Below are 16,771 nucleotides of genomic sequence, written 5' to 3' on the forward strand. Positions count from 1 at the left end.
CGCAACCCTTTATCCAAAGAGGATAGGCCTTAACTTTTTCAATTCTGCACACTAATTAATAATTCAATCGGCAATTACCCTATTACCCTTTTAATAACAACAGCATAATTATTTTTTCTAGTTTACAGGATCAGATAATTATGCTTTTATGCGCTTATTAACTTCCTATTTAACTAACTATTTTTTAACTACTTTTAGAGATTTGTAATGGACAATAAAAATAAAGCAAAACCTTCCGGTAACATCTGGACCCGCCTGGAACTGTGGAAAAAAATCCTCATTGGAATGATTCTTGGTGTCATCGTCGGTACCGTGATGGGACCTGATGCTGAAATTCTTAAACCTATTGGAACGCTTTTCATTAACGCAATTAAAATGCTCATAGTACCACTGGTTTTCTTTTCTCTTATTGTCGGTATCACCTCGATGCAGGACACCAATAAAATGGGACGAATTAGCCTTAAAGCTATTATTCTTTATTTAGGCACAACCGCAGTGGCGATCACTATTGGCTTGGGGCTTGCCGCTCTGTTCACGCCCGGCGCAGGTTTGAATATGATTGCTAACAACCCGGATGCTATTGGTAAAGAAGCACCGGCATTAGTTCAAACACTGCTTAACATGATTCCGCAAAACCCCGTGGGTGCACTGGCGGCAGGCAATATTCTGCAAATCATTATATTTGCAATAGGTTTGGGTGTTTCACTGGCACTTATTGGTGAAAAAGCGGAGCCTGCTATTAAACTTTTTGAAAGCCTTGCTGAAGCGATGTATAAATTAACTGAGCTGGTAATGAAGCTTGCGCCTTATGGTGTCTTTGGTCTGATGGCTTGGGTTGCAGGTAAATATGGTCTGGAAGTACTTCTTCCACTGATTAAAGTGATTGCAGTCGTTTTTCTGGCAGCCCTGCTGCACATCGCTGTATTTTACACCGGTATGATCAGCATTGTCGCCCGTTTGAATCCTATTCGTTATCTGAAAGGCTTAAGCAACCCGGCTGTTGTCGCATTCACAACCACCAGCAGTTCAGGTACGTTGCCGGCCACCATTAAAGCTTCTCGTGAGGAGATGGGCGTCTCTAAGGGCGTTGCAAGTTTTGTTTTGCCGCTCGGTGCAACGATCAATATGGACGGTACTGCATTGTATCAGGGTGTTTGTGCATTATTTGTGGCTCAAGCATTTAATATTGATTTAGCAACTTCCGACTACATCACTATCATTTTAACTGCAACACTGGCTTCTGTCGGCACGGCGGGAGTTCCCGGTGCCGGACTTATTATGCTTTCTTTAGTATTGACGACCGTTGGCCTTCCTATTGAAGGATTAGCAATCGTTGCCGGTATCGACCGTATTCTTGATATGGCCCGCACAACGGTCAATATTTGTGGTGACATGATGGTTTCAATCCTTGTTGCCAAGAGCGAAGGTGAGCTTGATATGGATGTATACAACAGCAAAGAACCTGCTGCTGGTGCACCCTCTGTGGCTGAGGTTAAAACTGCATAAGCGTTAATCTGCAAATCAAACTGCCGTTTTAACGGCGGTTTTTTATTGGCCAAGACCAAGATTATTAAATTTTTTCATTTTTTTGGCCGTGAGACTTAAGATACCCTCCCTTTTTATTGACTTTTAAAACGCCCTTCAAAAAGTAAAATTCCCGTCAGTTTAGCAATATTCAATGGTTGATTTATTATGCTTCGCTAATAGCTGTATTTGTTATAATATCCGTCACCAAAATATATCACCTTACAGCACAGAGTAATTATGTCACATCCATCCACCAATGCTTTATACACCGACCTGTCCGGCTATTACGATTTAATGTGCAATGATATTAACTATCAAGCTCAGAGCAACCATATTCGCAGACTTCATCAACTGTTTGGTGATAAAGGACAGAATCACCTTGATTTAGCCTGCGGAACCGGACCGCATGTCCGTCATTTCTTAGATTTTGGCTACCAGAGTAGCGGCCTGGATATTAATCAGCCGATGTTACTGCTGGCCAAAGATCGCTGCCCCGAAGCACAATTTACATTAAAAGACATGTGCAGCTTTAGCGTTGAGCAACCGCTCGATCTGATCACCTGTTTTTTATACTCCATCCATTACAGTGACGGCATTGAAAAACTCAAAGAATGTATTAACAGTGTTCATAACGCGCTAAATACCAAGGGTGTTTTTTGCTTTAACGTGGTTGATAAAAACAAAATAAAAAACAATTCGCTGGTCAGACATACAGCCGTTCATGACAATAATCGCTTTATTTTCAGCTACGGCTGGCATTACCCGGGTTCTGGCGACAAACAATCACTCAAACTGCGCATTGAAAAAATTACACAGGATGAGACTCAATCGTGGCAGGACGAACATCCGATGGTCGCATTAAGTTTTGATCAATTAGAAAAACTCCTGCAACCCTATTTTGAAGTACATATTTTTGAGCATGATTACGAAATAATAACCCCTTGGGATAAAGTCTCGGGCAACGCTATATTTACCTGTGTGAAAATTTAAAGCCGCTTTTATAATGAGCCAAGTTTTGTTTTTTTAAAAGCAAAAGGCAAGGCCATAGTTTGGGGTAATAAAAACGGCCTTGAAGGTTAAATTCCAAAGCCGTTTATTTAAAACAGCATTTACTGCGATGCTCGTACTTTAAAATATATTATTGTTCGATTAAATCAATACGGTAAAAACTCGTTGTCCCGCTGACTTCGTTACCGACGATAAGAATAGGCGTATTGGTAGGGCTGTCTTTGGCGGCTACAAAACGGAAACCTTCAGGACCTAAATCGCCCGCGTCTATGCTATAAGTCTTCACTCCATCAGCATTTTTTGCAACGTTATCCTTGGGATTCACGCTCAGGTCACGGTGATTAAGATACTGCACAAACTGCGCTTTAAACGGGTTTGAAATATCATAAACCATAATGCCACCCATACGCTCAAGACCTATGAAGGCATAAACTTTGCCATCAATAACCGCGCTCGTTAGTGCTTCCGGCTCAGGCCCTTTTTTACCACTGCGATCTTCAGCTTTTGTTTTGGTGTTGCTTTGATTGAAATTAGCACCGTATATCTGCGCGGTAATACGTTCAAAATCGCTACCCGAGTCAAACACTAATTGTTCTGACTCCATATTCCAGATAGAAAATGAGCGTCCGCCAAATGTCAGCATACGGTCCATTTTTCCATCAGCATTTAAATCACCAAATTGTTTACTGGCAGAGTGTGAAAATTTAAGGCTTTTTACTGCTCCCTGATAAGCACCGCCTTTCTGGAAATTACTTAAATCAAGCATGCTGTGTTTATTAGAGGGGTTATAAACATTAATATTCAAGGCGTCTTTTAATGTAATATCATCGCCGCAGGATTTATCTTGCAGATCATAATAATAATCGCCGGCTTCGCATTCATCTTGAGGTAAATCACTGATCCAGTCACTGCGATCATCACCTTCATTTGCGGTGAGCAGGTAATCAGTACCGCCAATGGTCACCACCGAAACAGAATCCGGCTGATACATGCCTAAGGCGGGTTCATTATTCAATAGCGCTTTTTTGTCTTTATTATTGCCATCCAACTCGTTGCCGGCCTGCAAATGATCTTTAAACCCTAATGCCATTATTTTTTCAATACGTTTGTCGCTAAGGTTAATCACGGCAATGGCATTATTTTCCTGCATACTGACATAGGCTTTGCTTGAATTTTTATTAACTGCCACGTATTCAGGCTCTAAATCCTGTGCAACGGTCGCTTTAAAACCATTTAAAACCAGCTGATCGGGTAACTCATTAAATCGAGCACCACCCTGATTAAATTCATAAAAATCAAGACGTGTCAGCGCCGTTTTTAAGGTGTTGTTGTGCCAGTCAATATCAATAATAGCCACTTCACCAACGGGATCCTGCGCATAGGTTTTATCGGAAGGCTCACCTTCAATAGCCACCAGCAACTGCTTGCCATTGGCCGTAAAAGTCACCATATCGGGCAATGACCCAACAGAAACCGCGTTAATAAAGCTTAAGCTTTGCGCGTCATAAAAGGCTATCCAGCCATCATCGGTTTTATTTTCAGCTTCAATGGCCACCGCAAGCAGACCGTCGAATACATCAACACTATTTGCTGCACCCGCGGCGCTATTAAGATGCTTTTGAATATCTGCACCGACATTCAAGCTGGTCAATAAGGTCGGGTTTTGTATGTCACTACTGCGCACCACGTCTATTTTTTTAGACTCGGCATTAACCACAAAAGTACGCTGCGTTTTTTTATCAAAGGTAACAATTTCAGCCGCACTTTCATCAAAGATATTAGAGTGATAACGGCCTTGTTCAACCAACTGAATAGTTTTTGTATTTTCAACCAGATGGTGATCTGCAGGATAAGTCGTACAAGCCATCAGTGAGGTTGATAAAATAATAGATGTTAATAAATTAAGTTTCATAACGCATTCCTGCATAAGTGGTCATAGTTAATAAAGATGACCTTTTTATCTTATTAATATGACAGTTAGATGAAATACATCATTACTTAACCTGTTCATTTAAAAATAAGTTTTATGATAGGAAGTGCTTAACCGTAAAACCTATATAATTTTTTTAATGCAATATAACTGTCATATAGTTTGAGTAAATTGGTCACAAATTAATTAAATGAAGTGCGCATATGTTATCTGTAGATAAATTGGTTGATGAAAATTACCCAAGGTTAAAACCTGACTCATGGTTGAGTAATACCGTTAAGGCGCTGTTAAGACGTGTATTACATGAACGCGCATTTTTGCAGTTTGCTAAACAGTATCCCGATCTTAAGGGTTTTGATTTTGTCGAGCAAAGCTTAGAGCATTTTCAGTTTACTTACTCATTACAATCTAATGAAATAGAGCGTATCCCGAAGACTGGCCGCGTGGTTATTATCGCTAACCACCCTATTGGCTCTCTTGATGGATTGGCATTATTAAATATGGTGGGTAAAATCAGACCTGATGTTATGGTGATGGCCAACCAGCTGCTTTATAACGTAAAACCTCTGCAATCCCTGTTACTGCCGGTCAATAACATGTCCGGTAAAACCGACAGACAGCAACTAAAAGCCCTCACTCAATACCTCAAAGGTGAAGGCGCTATTATTGTTTTTCCCTCCGGGGAAGTATCGAGAATGAAAGCAAATGGCATACAAGATCCGCAGTGGCATAGCGGTTTTTTAAAGTTAGCACTTAATACCAAGTCCCCCATTATTCCGGTTCATATTGACGGCAAAAATTCAGCGCTGTTTTACGGGGCATCGATGATCTATAAACCGTTGTCAACTTTGATGCTGGTCAGTGAAATGTTTAAACAAAAGTCCAGCTCAATAAAAATTCGCATCGGGGAAGCGATACCCTATGCAAATTACTCGAATATGAAGTTGTCAGTGCCCTGCAAAGTTAAATTATTTAACCGCCATTTATACCGTTTGCCAAAAAACAAAAAAGCTATTTTTAAAACAGAAACCGCCATTGCACATCCTGTCGATCGGCAAATATTAGCCAAAGCACTAAAATCCTGTGAGTTGTTAGGCACAACACCCGATAACAAAAAAATCATGTTATTTGAAGGGCCATTAGATTCTCCGATAATCCGTGAAATTGGCAGACTGCGAGAATATACCTTTAGAGCAGTAGGCGAAGGTTCGGGTCATAAACGCGATCTTGATCTGCACGACGCCACTTACCAGCACCTGATTTTGTGGGATAGTGAAGAGCTGGAAATTGCAGGCGCATATCGCCTTGCCGATACTAAAAAGATTATTGCTAAGCATGGAATATCCGGGTTATACAGCAGCAGCTTATTCAGTTTTAATGACAGTATGAATGAGTATCTTGAGCAGGGTTTAGAGTTAGGACGTTCCTTCGTACAGCCAAAATACTGGGGAAAACGCTCTTTAGACTATTTATGGCATGGCATTGGCGCCTATATGACACGCTATCCACATTGCCGTTATCTGTTTGGCGCGGTAACCATTAGCAATGATATACCGCAATTGGCCAAAGATCTGCTGATCTATTTTTATCAGATTCATTTCCATAAAAGAACCGTGGCAATGTCCAATCACCCTTACCGTTTTTCAGATTTAGAACCCCTGGTGAATGCATTTAAGAGAGAGTGTTACTTCGAGGATTTTCGTACCCTTAAATATCTTCTTTCCAATATAGGCTGCTCAGTACCCACTTTGTACAAACAATACACCGAATTAACCGAACCTGGCGGTGTCCACTTTTTGGACTTTGGCGTAGATCCGGACTTTCATTGTTGTGTTGATGGTTTGGTACTGATAGACAGCACCATGATCAAAGCGCATAAACGTAAACGCTATATGCCGGATTTAGTTCAATAAACAGCAGCAGATACCGGCAAGCGATTTTTCCGTCAATTACTGCATCAGTAATTAAAACCCAAAAAAAGCCAGTAGTAAATACCTACTGGCTTTTTATCAAAGCGTTAATGCTTTAAACAGATAGCGGCCGCTATCGATTAATAGGCTGAAATAATATAAAAATAGTAAATCATTGATGCTGCAATAAGATAAACCGACCAGTGATCTTCTTTATATCGACCCGTAGATAATTTCAAAAATGCATAAACTAACATTGATGCAGCAATACCGTTACCCGCATTAAAACTGAAGATACTCACCACAATACACACAAAAGCAGGTAAATATTCAGTAACATCATCGTAGTTGATATTTTTCATTGAGCTCATCATTACAATACCGATATACATCAGTACAGGGGCGGTAGCGACGCTCGGTATCATGCCGGCAAGTGGTGCCAAAAATAATATGATGCAGAAGCACGCAGCTGTGACCAGCGCCGTAAAACCGGTTCGTCCACCGGCTTCAACGCCGGCGGCACTTTCAAGGTAGGTAGTTAACACCGGACATGAAAATAGCGCCCCTACAGCCGTCGCCGTTGAATCAACATGGAAATTTTTCTCGATGCCTGGTAAATTCCCGTCTTTGTCAAGATACCCGGCTTGTGCACCGATACCCAGTAAAGCGCCTAATGTTGAGAAAAAGTCAGGTATGAAAAAAGCAAGTAAAAAAGGCAGATAGACCGGGCTAAGCGCGCCCATTACGTCGAGTTCAAAGGCCATGCCACCCATGCCGCTTGGCATGCTAAAGAAGTGATCCGGTACTGACGTAATACCTAAGGGAATACTTATCAAAGTGGTCAGCAGCACTGAGATAATAATGCCGCCCTTGATTTTACGCGATGTAAAGAACAGCACCAGAAAGAAACCGACAATAGCGAGCAACACTTCCGTCGATGCTAAGTCACCAAAAACAAGTACATTTTTGCGTGCGTTGGCGACAATAATACCCGCGTGCTTAAAGCCAAGAAGCGCGATAAACAAACCGATACCGACGCCAACAGAGACTTTAACGCTTTGCGGAATAATGCGCACCACAAAATCACGAACACCCAGAAATGAGACCAGCATAAATAATACCCCACTGATAAAAACAATACCCGCGGCGATACTAAGCGGCACATCATTTCCCAATAAGGTAAACGAAAAGATAGCAACACTGCCTAAACCCGGACCTAATACAAATGGCCGGTTGGTATATAATGCCATTGCGATAGTGGTTATCACGGTCATTAATATAGTGACCGTAAAGGCACTCGCAAAGGGTAAACCTCCTTTGCTTAACATACCCGGCACTACTGCCACCATATAGGCCATCGTTGCGAATGTTGTTATACCCGCAATGATTTCGGTTTTTAAGTCCGTTTTATTTCCTTCAAAATCAAACCAGTTAGCTATATTAAAACCCGGTTTTTTTATAACAGTTTCCATGGTGTTTCCTCTCTGTATAGTGGCTTTAAATTAGCGGCGATATTTAATTAACTGCTCTTTTGAAATTTGTGGTTGTTCAATTAATCCCTTTCTAAGGAGATCAAATTCTAAGCTCCATTCTTTTATCCATTGTTGTTTTAGGTTTTCAGGTGCCCAACTTGCTGCGATGCCATTAATCATTATTTGCCGCAAGCTGCTTAAATCAAAACCGAAGTCTTCAACCATCACCCGGTAACAATTAGCACTAGTGGTATTGTGAATATGCCAATCGTCGGTACAGGGAACAATATTAAGACCCGCTTTTGCCATGGCTCTTATGGGGTGCTTCTCAGCCCATTCATTATGATTGGGCCATTTTTTTAAATAATAGGTATTTGACGGAATGACGGTAAAGGGAATGCCTTGATGTGCATATTTTGCGGTTAGTTGCGGGTTATCAATGATCGTATAACCATGGTCAATACGGTCAAGATTAAGCAGTTCAAGTCCGGTTTCAACATTTCGCCAATGCAGACCAAACTCCGAGCAATGGGCCGTCAGTTTATATCCCTGCTCTTTTGCCAAAGCGTAGGCTTTCCAGAAGTGTTCAACGGGGGCATTATGCTCTTTATAGTCAATGCCGATACCCAGTACATAAGGGTGTGGAAAGGCTATCATTTGCTCCACCATTTCAAGGGCAATTTCAGGCGACTTTTCGCGATTGATAGAAGGAATTAAGCGAACGACCAATCCCATTTCTTGCTCAACATGTTCAATTGCAGTTGCTAATAATTTAGTGACAGACTGATAAGAAATTTTAGTATCGCTTGGATTCCAAAATATTTCGAGATAGCGTACACCGCATGCGTGCGCATCTTGCGCGACTTCAATTAACACCCGAAAATAATCTTCCGGCTCGCGCATCAGTTCGTACAAAAAGGTAAGCGCTTCGATACCGCCTTTTACAATACCCGTTTCATGCTGGTAGGCGCGGTAATAACATTTAGCTTCCAGCTCGGTTAACTCGAAGGAATATTTATCTGCCAGAAAAAGCATGGTCTCAAGTCGGACTCCTCCCAGCAGGTGATAGTGGAGATCCGCTTTTGGAAATCGATGATAAAACTGATTAAGTGTAATAGAAGTTGAATTCACAGCGACCCTTTTGTGTAAGACTAATACGCATTGTTTGCTTTGCGCGTAGTATCTGACAGTTGTCGCTGAATGTTAAATGCAAATATTGATACGTTAGAGCCGATTCGGCACTGAATATAAAAGTCAGTGCCGAATCGGTTTAATCTTGAGACTCCCAGGGATAGTTGATCTGCCAGCCCGATTGCACTTGTTCATTGATAGCTTGCCAAAAGGACTCCGCTTCATTTCTAAGCGGGCTTGAATTACGATAAAGACGGATTTGATAAGGCAGCCTGTAAACACTCGGTTCAATCGCAACCAGAGACTTATTTTTTAACTCTTCTTGGATAAGTGCATCCGGTAGCCAGGCAATGCCTGTTCCGCGAAGGGCCATTTCTTTATGCAAATGGCACATTGAGGATTCAAATATTTGGTAGGTATTTAGCTTTGTGATTTCAGGTTGGTATTGCTCAATTAAACGTGCACTGTGGGACTCTGCACTATAACCGATAATGGGCGTGCTGCTGGTTTGCGGGTCAAACAGTGGCTGGCCGTCAGTATCAACAGCCGAGGCCAACAGAAAATTGCCATGACCAATTTTGAGGTTTTGAAAAGGCGGCTGTAACAATGATTTTGTTTCAAATCCAAGAAAAAAATCACAATTGCCTTCCCTTATCGACCGTATCGCAAAGTCTACACGCAGGATATCAATAGAGAATGTCTGATTATTATCAATTTTATTATGTTCGATAAGATCCAACAAAGTAGGTGATGCTAAAGAATGCGGGCTAGCGATGCGTATTGGATTAACAAAGGGTTGTTCAATACTGTGTAGTAAATTTAAACCATCCTCCATTTGCGAGATCATGTTACGTGCAATATTTTTAAATTGACGACCGGCCGGTGTTAAACTGATAGGGGTTGTGGAACGATCAATCAGTATTTTGCCAACGGTTTTTTCCAGGGCGCGAATATGTCGACCAAATGCAGGTTGAGTAATATGCCGAGCTTCGGCAGCACGCGTAAAGTGTTGCAGCTCTGCAAGTTTTAAAAAATCTTCCAACCATTTTGTATCTATATTCAAATGCCTATTTCCTTTTTAAGCCAATAAAGATAGCGGCCAAAATCCATTTAATAACAACCGGACCCTGCTTCTCCTTGTCGGCTCTGTGGCACTAATCGGCAGCAATTAACAGCAACTGTCACAGCTCAGGGATTGACAGTATCCCTTGATTTAGTACTTTGGTAAAGCCTCATCTCACGAGCTGAGCGGTGCATAATTATCCTCTCCGCTTACACAAAATAATGCACCACAATGAAGCGATCTCGGTTTATTTCAGTGCTGCGTCAATACGGCTTTCCCGGCGAGTCTTAGACATTTATTCCCACGTCACTGTTATTGTGCAATTGGCACATAAAAAGAGTAATTACTTGCCGCTAACGCACTGTTTAAAATATTTTATTTTTCATGCTGCTGTGGCACGCTTCTTGTATTTTTAATAGGGAAAATTCGTTTTAAACAAGGAGAACGGCAATGAATCAAACAAATGATTTCCCTTTATCCGCTGTGCCAAATGACCAGAGAAAAGGTTGGTGGTCAATGGCATCGGTATTACTTGGTTTTACTTTTTTTACTGCGACCATGTGGGCCGGCGGCACTATAGGCAGTGCATTTTCCTTTAGTGAATCACTGTGGATTATTGCTATTGGTAATTTATTATTAGGCAGCTACGCAGCAGGTCTTGCTTACATTGCCTATAAAACCGGTTTAAATTCGGTTTTGTTAGGACGTTACTGCTTTGGCCTGAAAGGCAGTATGTTATCTGATTTTGTTTTGGGATTCACTCAGATAGGTTGGTATGCATGGGGCACGGCGACCATAGCCATCGTCATGGTCAAGTTATTAGACTTACCGGAAACGCTCATTATTCCTTTAATGGTCCTATTTGGTGTCGGCTTTTGTATTACGGCAACCATTGGTTATCGGGGTATTGAGCTGTTATCCAAAGTGGCAGTGCCCGCTATGCTGATATTTATAGCAGTCTCATTTTATCAAGGGCTTATTGATGTCGGCGGATTAACCCAACTTGCGGGCATTAAACCAAGCAGTGAGATGTCCGTCGCAGCGGCTATCACACTGGTGTTTGGTACTTTTGTCAGTGGCGGCACTCAAGCCACAAACTGGAGTCGATTTTCTAAAAATGGGAAAATAGCAGTGCTCACTACCCTGCTCGCTTTTTTCGTCGGTAATGGCTTAATGGTCTTTATTGGTGCTTTTGGCGCTTTGATTTACCAGCAAGCCGATATTGTTGATGTGCTGGTCGCACAAGGATTTATGGTGGCGGCGGTATTGATGTTGTTTACCAATATTTGGACAACGCAGGACAACACTATCTATAATTTTGCCGCGGCGGGTTGTAATTTACTGCGTACCGACAAACGCCGTTTAATTACGATTGGCGGTGCGATCATAGGCACCCTGCTGGCTATCTTCGGTATGTATAATTTATTGATTCCGTTTCTTATTTTATTAGGTACTTTCATTCCCCCTATTGGTGCCATCATTATGACCGACTACTGGGTTAAATATAGGGCATCGCCACCGGTTTTAGAGAAAGCCCTTTTACCGCAGTTTAATATGCAGGGATTAAGCGCTTATGCAGTGGGCTGCGCGGCGGCTTATTTCTCACCGTGGATCGCACCCTTAGTGGGTATCGTCGTCTCCAGCTTATTTTATAGCCTGTTGGTGTTTATCTCCGTCACTCAATTGCGTTTAGCGAAAGAGGCGTAAGATGCCATTAACAGTCAGTGAAATCACTGAAGTTACCGGTTTAGAAGCATTAAAGCTCAGAGCCGGTACTAAGGGTTTAAATAATAATGTACGCTGGCCTTATGTGGCCGAAAATCGTGAAGTGGCGCCGTGGTTATTAGGGGGTGAATTAATTTTTGTTACAGGTATCAACCTTAAACGTGATATCGCAGATTACCGACAATTAATTATCGAAGCACAGCAGCATCATGCGGCAGGAATGGTGATCCTGACCGGTTCAGAATTTATAAAAACTATTCCGGAACCCGTATTAGCGTTTGCCGAACAACGTGGATTCCCGCTTTTTGAACAGCCCTATTGTTTACCTATGGTGAAAGTGACCGAGCTTATTTGTAATCGCATTATACAAGCCGATCTGGCTGAGCACTCTCTACGCTGGTTTTTAAACCAGGTCATTGAGTCTCCACGTATCTTGCCGGCATTTGCTTTACAGCGTGCCGCCAACCTTAAATTAAATATTGAACAGCCTTTAATGGTCGCGCTTATTGTGCCGATAAGCACCGAAAAAATTGATTTAAACTTTTGGACATTTACCTTAAACAGATTGTTAGCACCTTATCAACGGACCTTACCAATAGTAGAATATCAAGACGGCTGGTATCTGTTTTTAGACAATCAGATGGGCCTGAATCATGAACAACAAACGCAACGGTGGAATAAAATCGTCGCTTCACTTAACAGTGCCGGACTGCCCTGCTTTGTTGGCGTCAGTGACACATCCAAGGGAATCATACAATTAGGATTAGCGGCGCAGCAGGCTAAACAAGCCGCCTTGTTTGCGCGTAATAGCGCTTGCAGAACGGTGCTTCATTATAGTGTTCTTGGCATAAATAAAATATTTATCGCGGTCGATAACCAAGACCTGTTAACTGATTTTTGTCGTCAGCAACTTGGATCGCTTTTTGCGAATAAAGCGCCTCAGGCAATGCAGCTCAAGCACACCCTTGCCGTCTATTTTGAAAACCTCTGCTGTGCCAGAAAAACAGCTAAAAGTTTAGCGATTCATCGCAACACATTACAGCATCGTCTACAGAAATTTGAATCTTTAAGTCATAGCCAATTAAATATTGCACAACAACGATTATCAATACAAAACGCCTTAATGATGGAATCTTTGATTTTGGATGAGAACAATTACTACGGAAAATAATTACTACGAAAAATAATGACTACGGGAAATAAATACGATGGAAAATAATGTAAAGAAAATTATTAATGCCCGCTTGCGTGGCCGCGATCAACTGTTCAGCTTGCAAATTAAAGACGGCTTTTTCAGTCAAATCAATTCACAAAGTGAGCACCTCGATGCAGATGCTCACTGTTATGATGCCAGCGGCAACCTTTGCTGCGCCCCTTTTGTTGAACCGCATATTCATTTAGATGCGGCGCTGACAGCCGGCGAGCCGAACTGGAATATGAGCGGGACTTTATTTGAAGGTATTGAACGTTGGGCTGAACGTAAGCCACTGTTAACCGCCGAAGACGTGAAATCCAGAGCCCTTAAAACCATTGAATTACTGGTCGCTAACGGCGTTCAATATATCCGCACTCATGTTGATGTGACCGATCCGCAGTTAATCGCCCTTAAAGCCATGGTCGAGATAAAAGAGCAGATCAAAGATCAGGTTCACCTGCAGATAGTGGCTTTCCCTCAAGAAGGAATTTGGTCTTACCCCAATGGACGGGAGCTAATGGAGCAAGCCATATCACTGGGTGCAGATGTTATTGGTGGCATACCGCACTTTGAATTTACTCGAGAATACGGCGTAGAGTCGATGCGCTGGGTTATCGAATTGGCCAAAAAGACTGGCAAGTTGGTGGATGTGCATTGTGATGAAATTGACGATGATGCGGCGCGCTTCTTAGAAGTCCTTGCCACCGCAGCCTTAGAAGCCGATATGGGCGCAAAAGTAACAGCCAGTCATACTACGGCGATGCACTCTTACAACAACGCCTATTGCGCCAAACTGTTTCGCTTGCTTAAAATGTCAAAAATTAATTTTGTATCTTGCCCGACCGAAAGCATTCACCTGCAGGGACGCTTTGATACTTACCCTAAACGGCGCGGCATTACCCGCGTGAAAGAATTGCGTGAAGCGGGTCTGACCGTGTGTTTCGGTCAAGACTCCATTCAAGATCCCTGGTATACCTTAGGCAATGGTAAATTGTTAAGAGTGTTGGATTCTGGCATCCATAGCTGCCATATGATGGGATACAGCGAATTAAAAAATTGCCTGGATCTTATTACTGACAATGGCGCGAAAACGCTGCAAGTTGAACAGGAGTACGGCATTGAACTGGGTAAACCGGCTAACTTTATTATCCTGGAAGGCGCAAATGATGTCGAGGTACTGCAAAAGCAGGGTGAAGTGTTACTGTCGGTGCGTAACGGAAAAGTATTATTAGCGCGTAAACCTTGCGAAGTGATCACTTGTACGCAGTTTAATATTAAGGGCTGATTTTTTTAAAAAGAGGCATTATCTATAGCAGTCTAAATCGCCCCTAAAAAAGAGTTAATGCCGGGTCATTTTATAATTGTTATATTGCTTTGTTACATTCTTTTGCAATATTGCTTTGTAATATTAAACGTCTAGGACAAATAAATGATCTCTTGGTTGCTACTTCCTTTTAATAAACTTTCCACAACGCAGCTTTATGAGCTGTTAAGGTTAAGGGGGGATGTTTTTGTCGTAGAGCAAAACTGTCCGTACCCTGAACTGGACGGCAAAGACAACCTTGATAAGGTCCATCATCTGCTTGGCGTAAACAACGGAGAAATTATTGCCTGCGCTCGATTGCTCCCGGCGGGCATAAGTTATGATAATGTCAGCATAGGGCGTATCGCCACCAAAAAAACCGCGCGCGGCAATGGCCTCGGTCATTTATTACTTGATAACGCCCTGTTGCAGTGTGAAAACCTCTGGCCGGGACAAAGTATTGATATCGGCGCGCAGCAGCACTTAGCGCTTTTTTATCAAGGTCACGGCTTTGAATCTATCTCTGCCATGTATTTAGAAGACGGCATTCCCCATATAGATATGCGTTTAACTAAATAACGGCACAGTAGTTGGATCCCACCAGCCGCTTTTTAGCTTTAGCTAATGACTTGCCTCTAAAACCGCCAGTATCTCCTGCATAGACTGGCGGTACTGGTCTTCATTTGAATTACGAAACAGCAGTAAATCATCAACAACATCGAGGTTATCAATGCTCTTCGGAATAGAGAAATCAACGTCTTTAATATACTCATCCCAATTTTCCAACTTCCAGGTATCTCTTGATGAGTTCCTTTGAATCATACGCTCTTTAACCACCTCAATATCGGTCATAACCCATACCACGGTCAGTCGAGCATTTTTTTCAAGCAGCTGCTTTTTTAAGTTATCAACAAAAGCCGTATCTCTTATTTCCCGCGTGAAAGGCGCGTTAATCAAGACAATATCATCATATTCTAAAGCTTCCATGGCCAGCGCTAAAATCGCATCGTATTCATAGTTGCGAATATGCTCTTCAAAAAAATCAGAGCTGCGGTTCACTTCCGCGTTTGCAATCTTAAAAATCTGATGGGAGAGCACAATAAGCGTGTCTTTATCCAAGTAAACAACATGCTTAAGGGCTTTGGCCAACTTTTTAGATATGTAGGTTTTACCACTCGCAGGCGGTGATGTGACAAGAATAAGTCTTTTCATTATGCTTCCTTATTTAGCAATCATCGGTTAACATTTTCTTGAAATGAGTCCCGTTATAATTTTGATGGCCACGTCCCTGCTCAGTCATTTATACAGCTAGTGCAATAATGTCTTAATCCTAGCGGTTTTAGTTTTAATTGCGCACACCAAGCTCGCAATTTGAGCGACCGTTTTGCTTTTTATAAAATAAAAAGGCTGAGCAGCGCCCTGCCCTAATACAAATAACAGAGAAACAGGGATAGGTCATTATGCCATGTAGAATTATACCAATTCCACTAATTAGGTGATCTATTTAGGCGCTGGAAAAACCCATGAAAGCAAAACATTAATTGCAGTAACTAGTTGTTCTAATTATACAAAATCGTATGGAACGATTTTGAACAGCTTTAGCTGGCCACGAAGTGGGGAATAACAGGATGTTATGAATCAAATTAATCACGAATCTAGCATGTGTTTTAACCAGCATAAATGAGCAGAAAATTAATAGATTTGGTATTACGTCAATGAACCGGATAAAAACTGTTTCAGACGTTCACTTTTGGGGTGATTAAACACTTGTTCAGGATCCCCTTGCTCCTCTATTTTCCCCTGATGTAAAAATACCACATGATTCGACACATTTTTGGCAAAGCTCATTTCGTGGGTCACCACTATCATGGTTTTACCCTCCTCAGCGAGCTGCTGCATGATCTTCAGTACTTCGCCGACCAATTCCGGATCCAGTGCCGAAGTAGGTTCATCAAAGAGCAGTACTTCGGGCTCCATGGCCAGTGCGCGGGCAATGGATACACGCTGTTGTTGCCCACCGGAAAGTTGCGAGGGATAACGTTGCTGTGCTTGTTCATCGATGCCTACTTTATTCAGATAAGCGATCGCTCGCTGTTTTGCCTGTTGCTTATCCAGGCCCAGTACTTCAACCGGGGCGATCATCACATTCTCCAGCACCGTCATATGACTCCACAAATTAAAATGCTGAAAAACCATGGTCAATTTGGTTCTTAGCAGCTGTAGCTGTTTACTGTCATAGACCCTAAGCTGGCCGTCATCATCACGCACCATATTGATAAACTTACCACCAACATAAATGTTGCCTTCCGAGGGTTTTTCAAGAAAGTTTAAGCAGCGCAGAAAAGTACTTTTCCCTGAGCCGGAAGATCCAATAATACTGATAACATCCCCTGCTTTTGCCTGCAAAGAGATGCCCTTAATCACTTCATTCTTTCCGTATTGCTTATGCAGTCCGGTAACGGCTAGTTTTGTCTGTTCCATGCATATTTCCTGTTTAAGGTGATAAA

Annotated in this window: 13 protein-coding genes; 7 read left to right on the top strand and 6 right to left on the bottom strand. The window is 42.1% G+C overall.

The genetic code is table 11. The annotated features are described in order from the left end of the window. Positions 1-207: 207 nt before the first annotated feature. Together ACJAZP_RS06775 and ACJAZP_RS06780 are read left to right on the top strand one after the other, a co-directional pair. The gene (locus tag ACJAZP_RS06775; protein WP_415229982.1) at positions 208-1,506 is read left to right on the top strand and encodes a dicarboxylate/amino acid:cation symporter; all 1,299 of its coding nucleotides are present in this window, start codon (positions 208-210) and stop codon (positions 1,504-1,506) included. Positions 1,507-1,764: 258 nt separating this feature from the next. After that, positions 1,765-2,517, top strand: coding sequence for a class I SAM-dependent DNA methyltransferase (locus tag ACJAZP_RS06780; protein WP_415229983.1), 753 nt, complete (start codon positions 1,765-1,767; stop codon positions 2,515-2,517). A 148-nt stretch (positions 2,518-2,665) separates the two neighbouring features. On the opposite strand, the gene ACJAZP_RS06785 is transcribed toward ACJAZP_RS06780, so the two are convergent. Next, positions 2,666-4,447 carry a choice-of-anchor I family protein gene (locus ACJAZP_RS06785; RefSeq protein WP_415229984.1) on the bottom strand — a complete coding sequence of 594 codons (1,782 nt, stop codon included), beginning with the start codon at positions 4,445-4,447 and terminating at the stop codon, positions 2,666-2,668. 221 nt (positions 4,448-4,668) lie between these two features. Here ACJAZP_RS06785 and ACJAZP_RS06790 point away from each other — a divergent pair, with 221 nt between their 5' ends. Further along, complete coding sequence (locus tag ACJAZP_RS06790; protein ID WP_415229985.1) at positions 4,669-6,378, top strand: lysophospholipid acyltransferase family protein; 1,710 nt, start codon at positions 4,669-4,671, stop codon at positions 6,376-6,378. A gap of 137 nt (positions 6,379-6,515) precedes the next feature. Here the strand turns inward: ACJAZP_RS06790 and ACJAZP_RS06795 are convergent, their stop codons facing one another. The 3 genes from ACJAZP_RS06795 to ACJAZP_RS06805 all read right to left on the bottom strand — a co-directional run bounded on the left by ACJAZP_RS06795 (position 6,516) and on the right by ACJAZP_RS06805 (position 10,041). After that, on the bottom strand, positions 6,516-7,847 hold the full coding sequence (locus tag ACJAZP_RS06795; protein WP_415229986.1) for an NCS2 family permease: 1,332 nt from the start codon (positions 7,845-7,847) through the stop codon (positions 6,516-6,518). A gap of 30 nt (positions 7,848-7,877) precedes the next feature. Further along, positions 7,878-8,978 carry an adenosine deaminase family protein gene (locus tag ACJAZP_RS06800; protein WP_415229987.1) on the bottom strand — a complete coding sequence of 367 codons (1,101 nt, stop codon included), beginning with the start codon at positions 8,976-8,978 and terminating at the stop codon, positions 7,878-7,880. A gap of 139 nt (positions 8,979-9,117) precedes the next feature. Then, a complete protein-coding gene (locus ACJAZP_RS06805) occupies positions 9,118-10,041 on the bottom strand; it encodes a LysR family transcriptional regulator (RefSeq protein WP_415229988.1) in 924 nt (307 codons plus the stop codon). Positions 10,042-10,491: 450 nt separating this feature from the next. Between ACJAZP_RS06805 and codB the strand changes: the two genes are divergently transcribed. From codB to ACJAZP_RS06825, 4 genes are all read left to right on the top strand, one after another. After that, the gene (gene codB / locus ACJAZP_RS06810) at positions 10,492-11,748 is read left to right on the top strand and encodes a cytosine permease (RefSeq protein ID WP_415229989.1); all 1,257 of its coding nucleotides are present in this window, start codon (positions 10,492-10,494) and stop codon (positions 11,746-11,748) included. A gap of 1 nt (position 11,749) precedes the next feature. Then, on the top strand, positions 11,750-12,937 hold the full coding sequence (locus tag ACJAZP_RS06815; RefSeq protein ID WP_415229990.1) for a PucR family transcriptional regulator: 1,188 nt from the start codon (positions 11,750-11,752) through the stop codon (positions 12,935-12,937). A gap of 37 nt (positions 12,938-12,974) precedes the next feature. Then, positions 12,975-14,246 carry a cytosine deaminase gene (gene codA, locus ACJAZP_RS06820; RefSeq protein ID WP_415229991.1) on the top strand — a complete coding sequence of 424 codons (1,272 nt, stop codon included), beginning with the start codon at positions 12,975-12,977 and terminating at the stop codon, positions 14,244-14,246. 144 nt (positions 14,247-14,390) lie between these two features. Continuing rightward, complete coding sequence (locus ACJAZP_RS06825; RefSeq protein ID WP_415229992.1) at positions 14,391-14,843, top strand: GNAT family N-acetyltransferase; 453 nt, start codon at positions 14,391-14,393, stop codon at positions 14,841-14,843. Positions 14,844-14,885: 42 nt separating this feature from the next. On the opposite strand, the gene ACJAZP_RS06830 is transcribed toward ACJAZP_RS06825, so the two are convergent. After that, positions 14,886-15,476: an AAA family ATPase gene (locus tag ACJAZP_RS06830; RefSeq protein ID WP_415229993.1), complete on the bottom strand. Its 591-nt coding sequence runs from the start codon at positions 15,474-15,476 to the stop codon at positions 14,886-14,888. A gap of 495 nt (positions 15,477-15,971) precedes the next feature. Beyond that, positions 15,972-16,745, bottom strand: coding sequence for a histidine ABC transporter ATP-binding protein HisP (hisP, locus tag ACJAZP_RS06835; protein ID WP_415229994.1), 774 nt, complete (start codon positions 16,743-16,745; stop codon positions 15,972-15,974). Between the last annotated feature and the right edge of the window lie 26 nt (positions 16,746-16,771).

Origin of the sequence: Psychromonas sp., from assembly GCF_047632955.1 — a bacterium.
GTDB lineage: Bacteria > Pseudomonadota > Gammaproteobacteria > Enterobacterales > Psychromonadaceae > Psychromonas.

Excerpts from the sequence above, each read along its gene's own strand:
- ACJAZP_RS06775 (WP_415229982.1), top strand. The coding sequence starts at position 208 with ATGGACAATAAAAATAAAGCAAAACCTTCCGGTAACATCTGGACCCGC.
- ACJAZP_RS06780 (WP_415229983.1), top strand. The coding sequence starts at position 1,765 with ATGTCACATCCATCCACCAATGCTTTATACACCGACCTGTCCGGCTAT.
- ACJAZP_RS06785 (WP_415229984.1), bottom strand. The coding sequence starts at position 4,447 with ATGAAACTTAATTTATTAACATCTATTATTTTATCAACCTCACTGATG.
- ACJAZP_RS06790 (WP_415229985.1), top strand. The coding sequence starts at position 4,669 with ATGTTATCTGTAGATAAATTGGTTGATGAAAATTACCCAAGGTTAAAA.
- ACJAZP_RS06795 (WP_415229986.1), bottom strand. The coding sequence starts at position 7,847 with ATGGAAACTGTTATAAAAAAACCGGGTTTTAATATAGCTAACTGGTTT.
- codB (WP_415229989.1), top strand. The coding sequence starts at position 10,492 with ATGAATCAAACAAATGATTTCCCTTTATCCGCTGTGCCAAATGACCAG.
- ACJAZP_RS06815 (WP_415229990.1), top strand. The coding sequence starts at position 11,750 with ATGCCATTAACAGTCAGTGAAATCACTGAAGTTACCGGTTTAGAAGCA.
- codA (WP_415229991.1), top strand. The coding sequence starts at position 12,975 with ATGGAAAATAATGTAAAGAAAATTATTAATGCCCGCTTGCGTGGCCGC.
- ACJAZP_RS06825 (WP_415229992.1), top strand. The coding sequence starts at position 14,391 with ATGATCTCTTGGTTGCTACTTCCTTTTAATAAACTTTCCACAACGCAG.
- ACJAZP_RS06830 (WP_415229993.1), bottom strand. The coding sequence starts at position 15,476 with ATGAAAAGACTTATTCTTGTCACATCACCGCCTGCGAGTGGTAAAACC.
- hisP (WP_415229994.1), bottom strand. The coding sequence starts at position 16,745 with ATGGAACAGACAAAACTAGCCGTTACCGGACTGCATAAGCAATACGGA.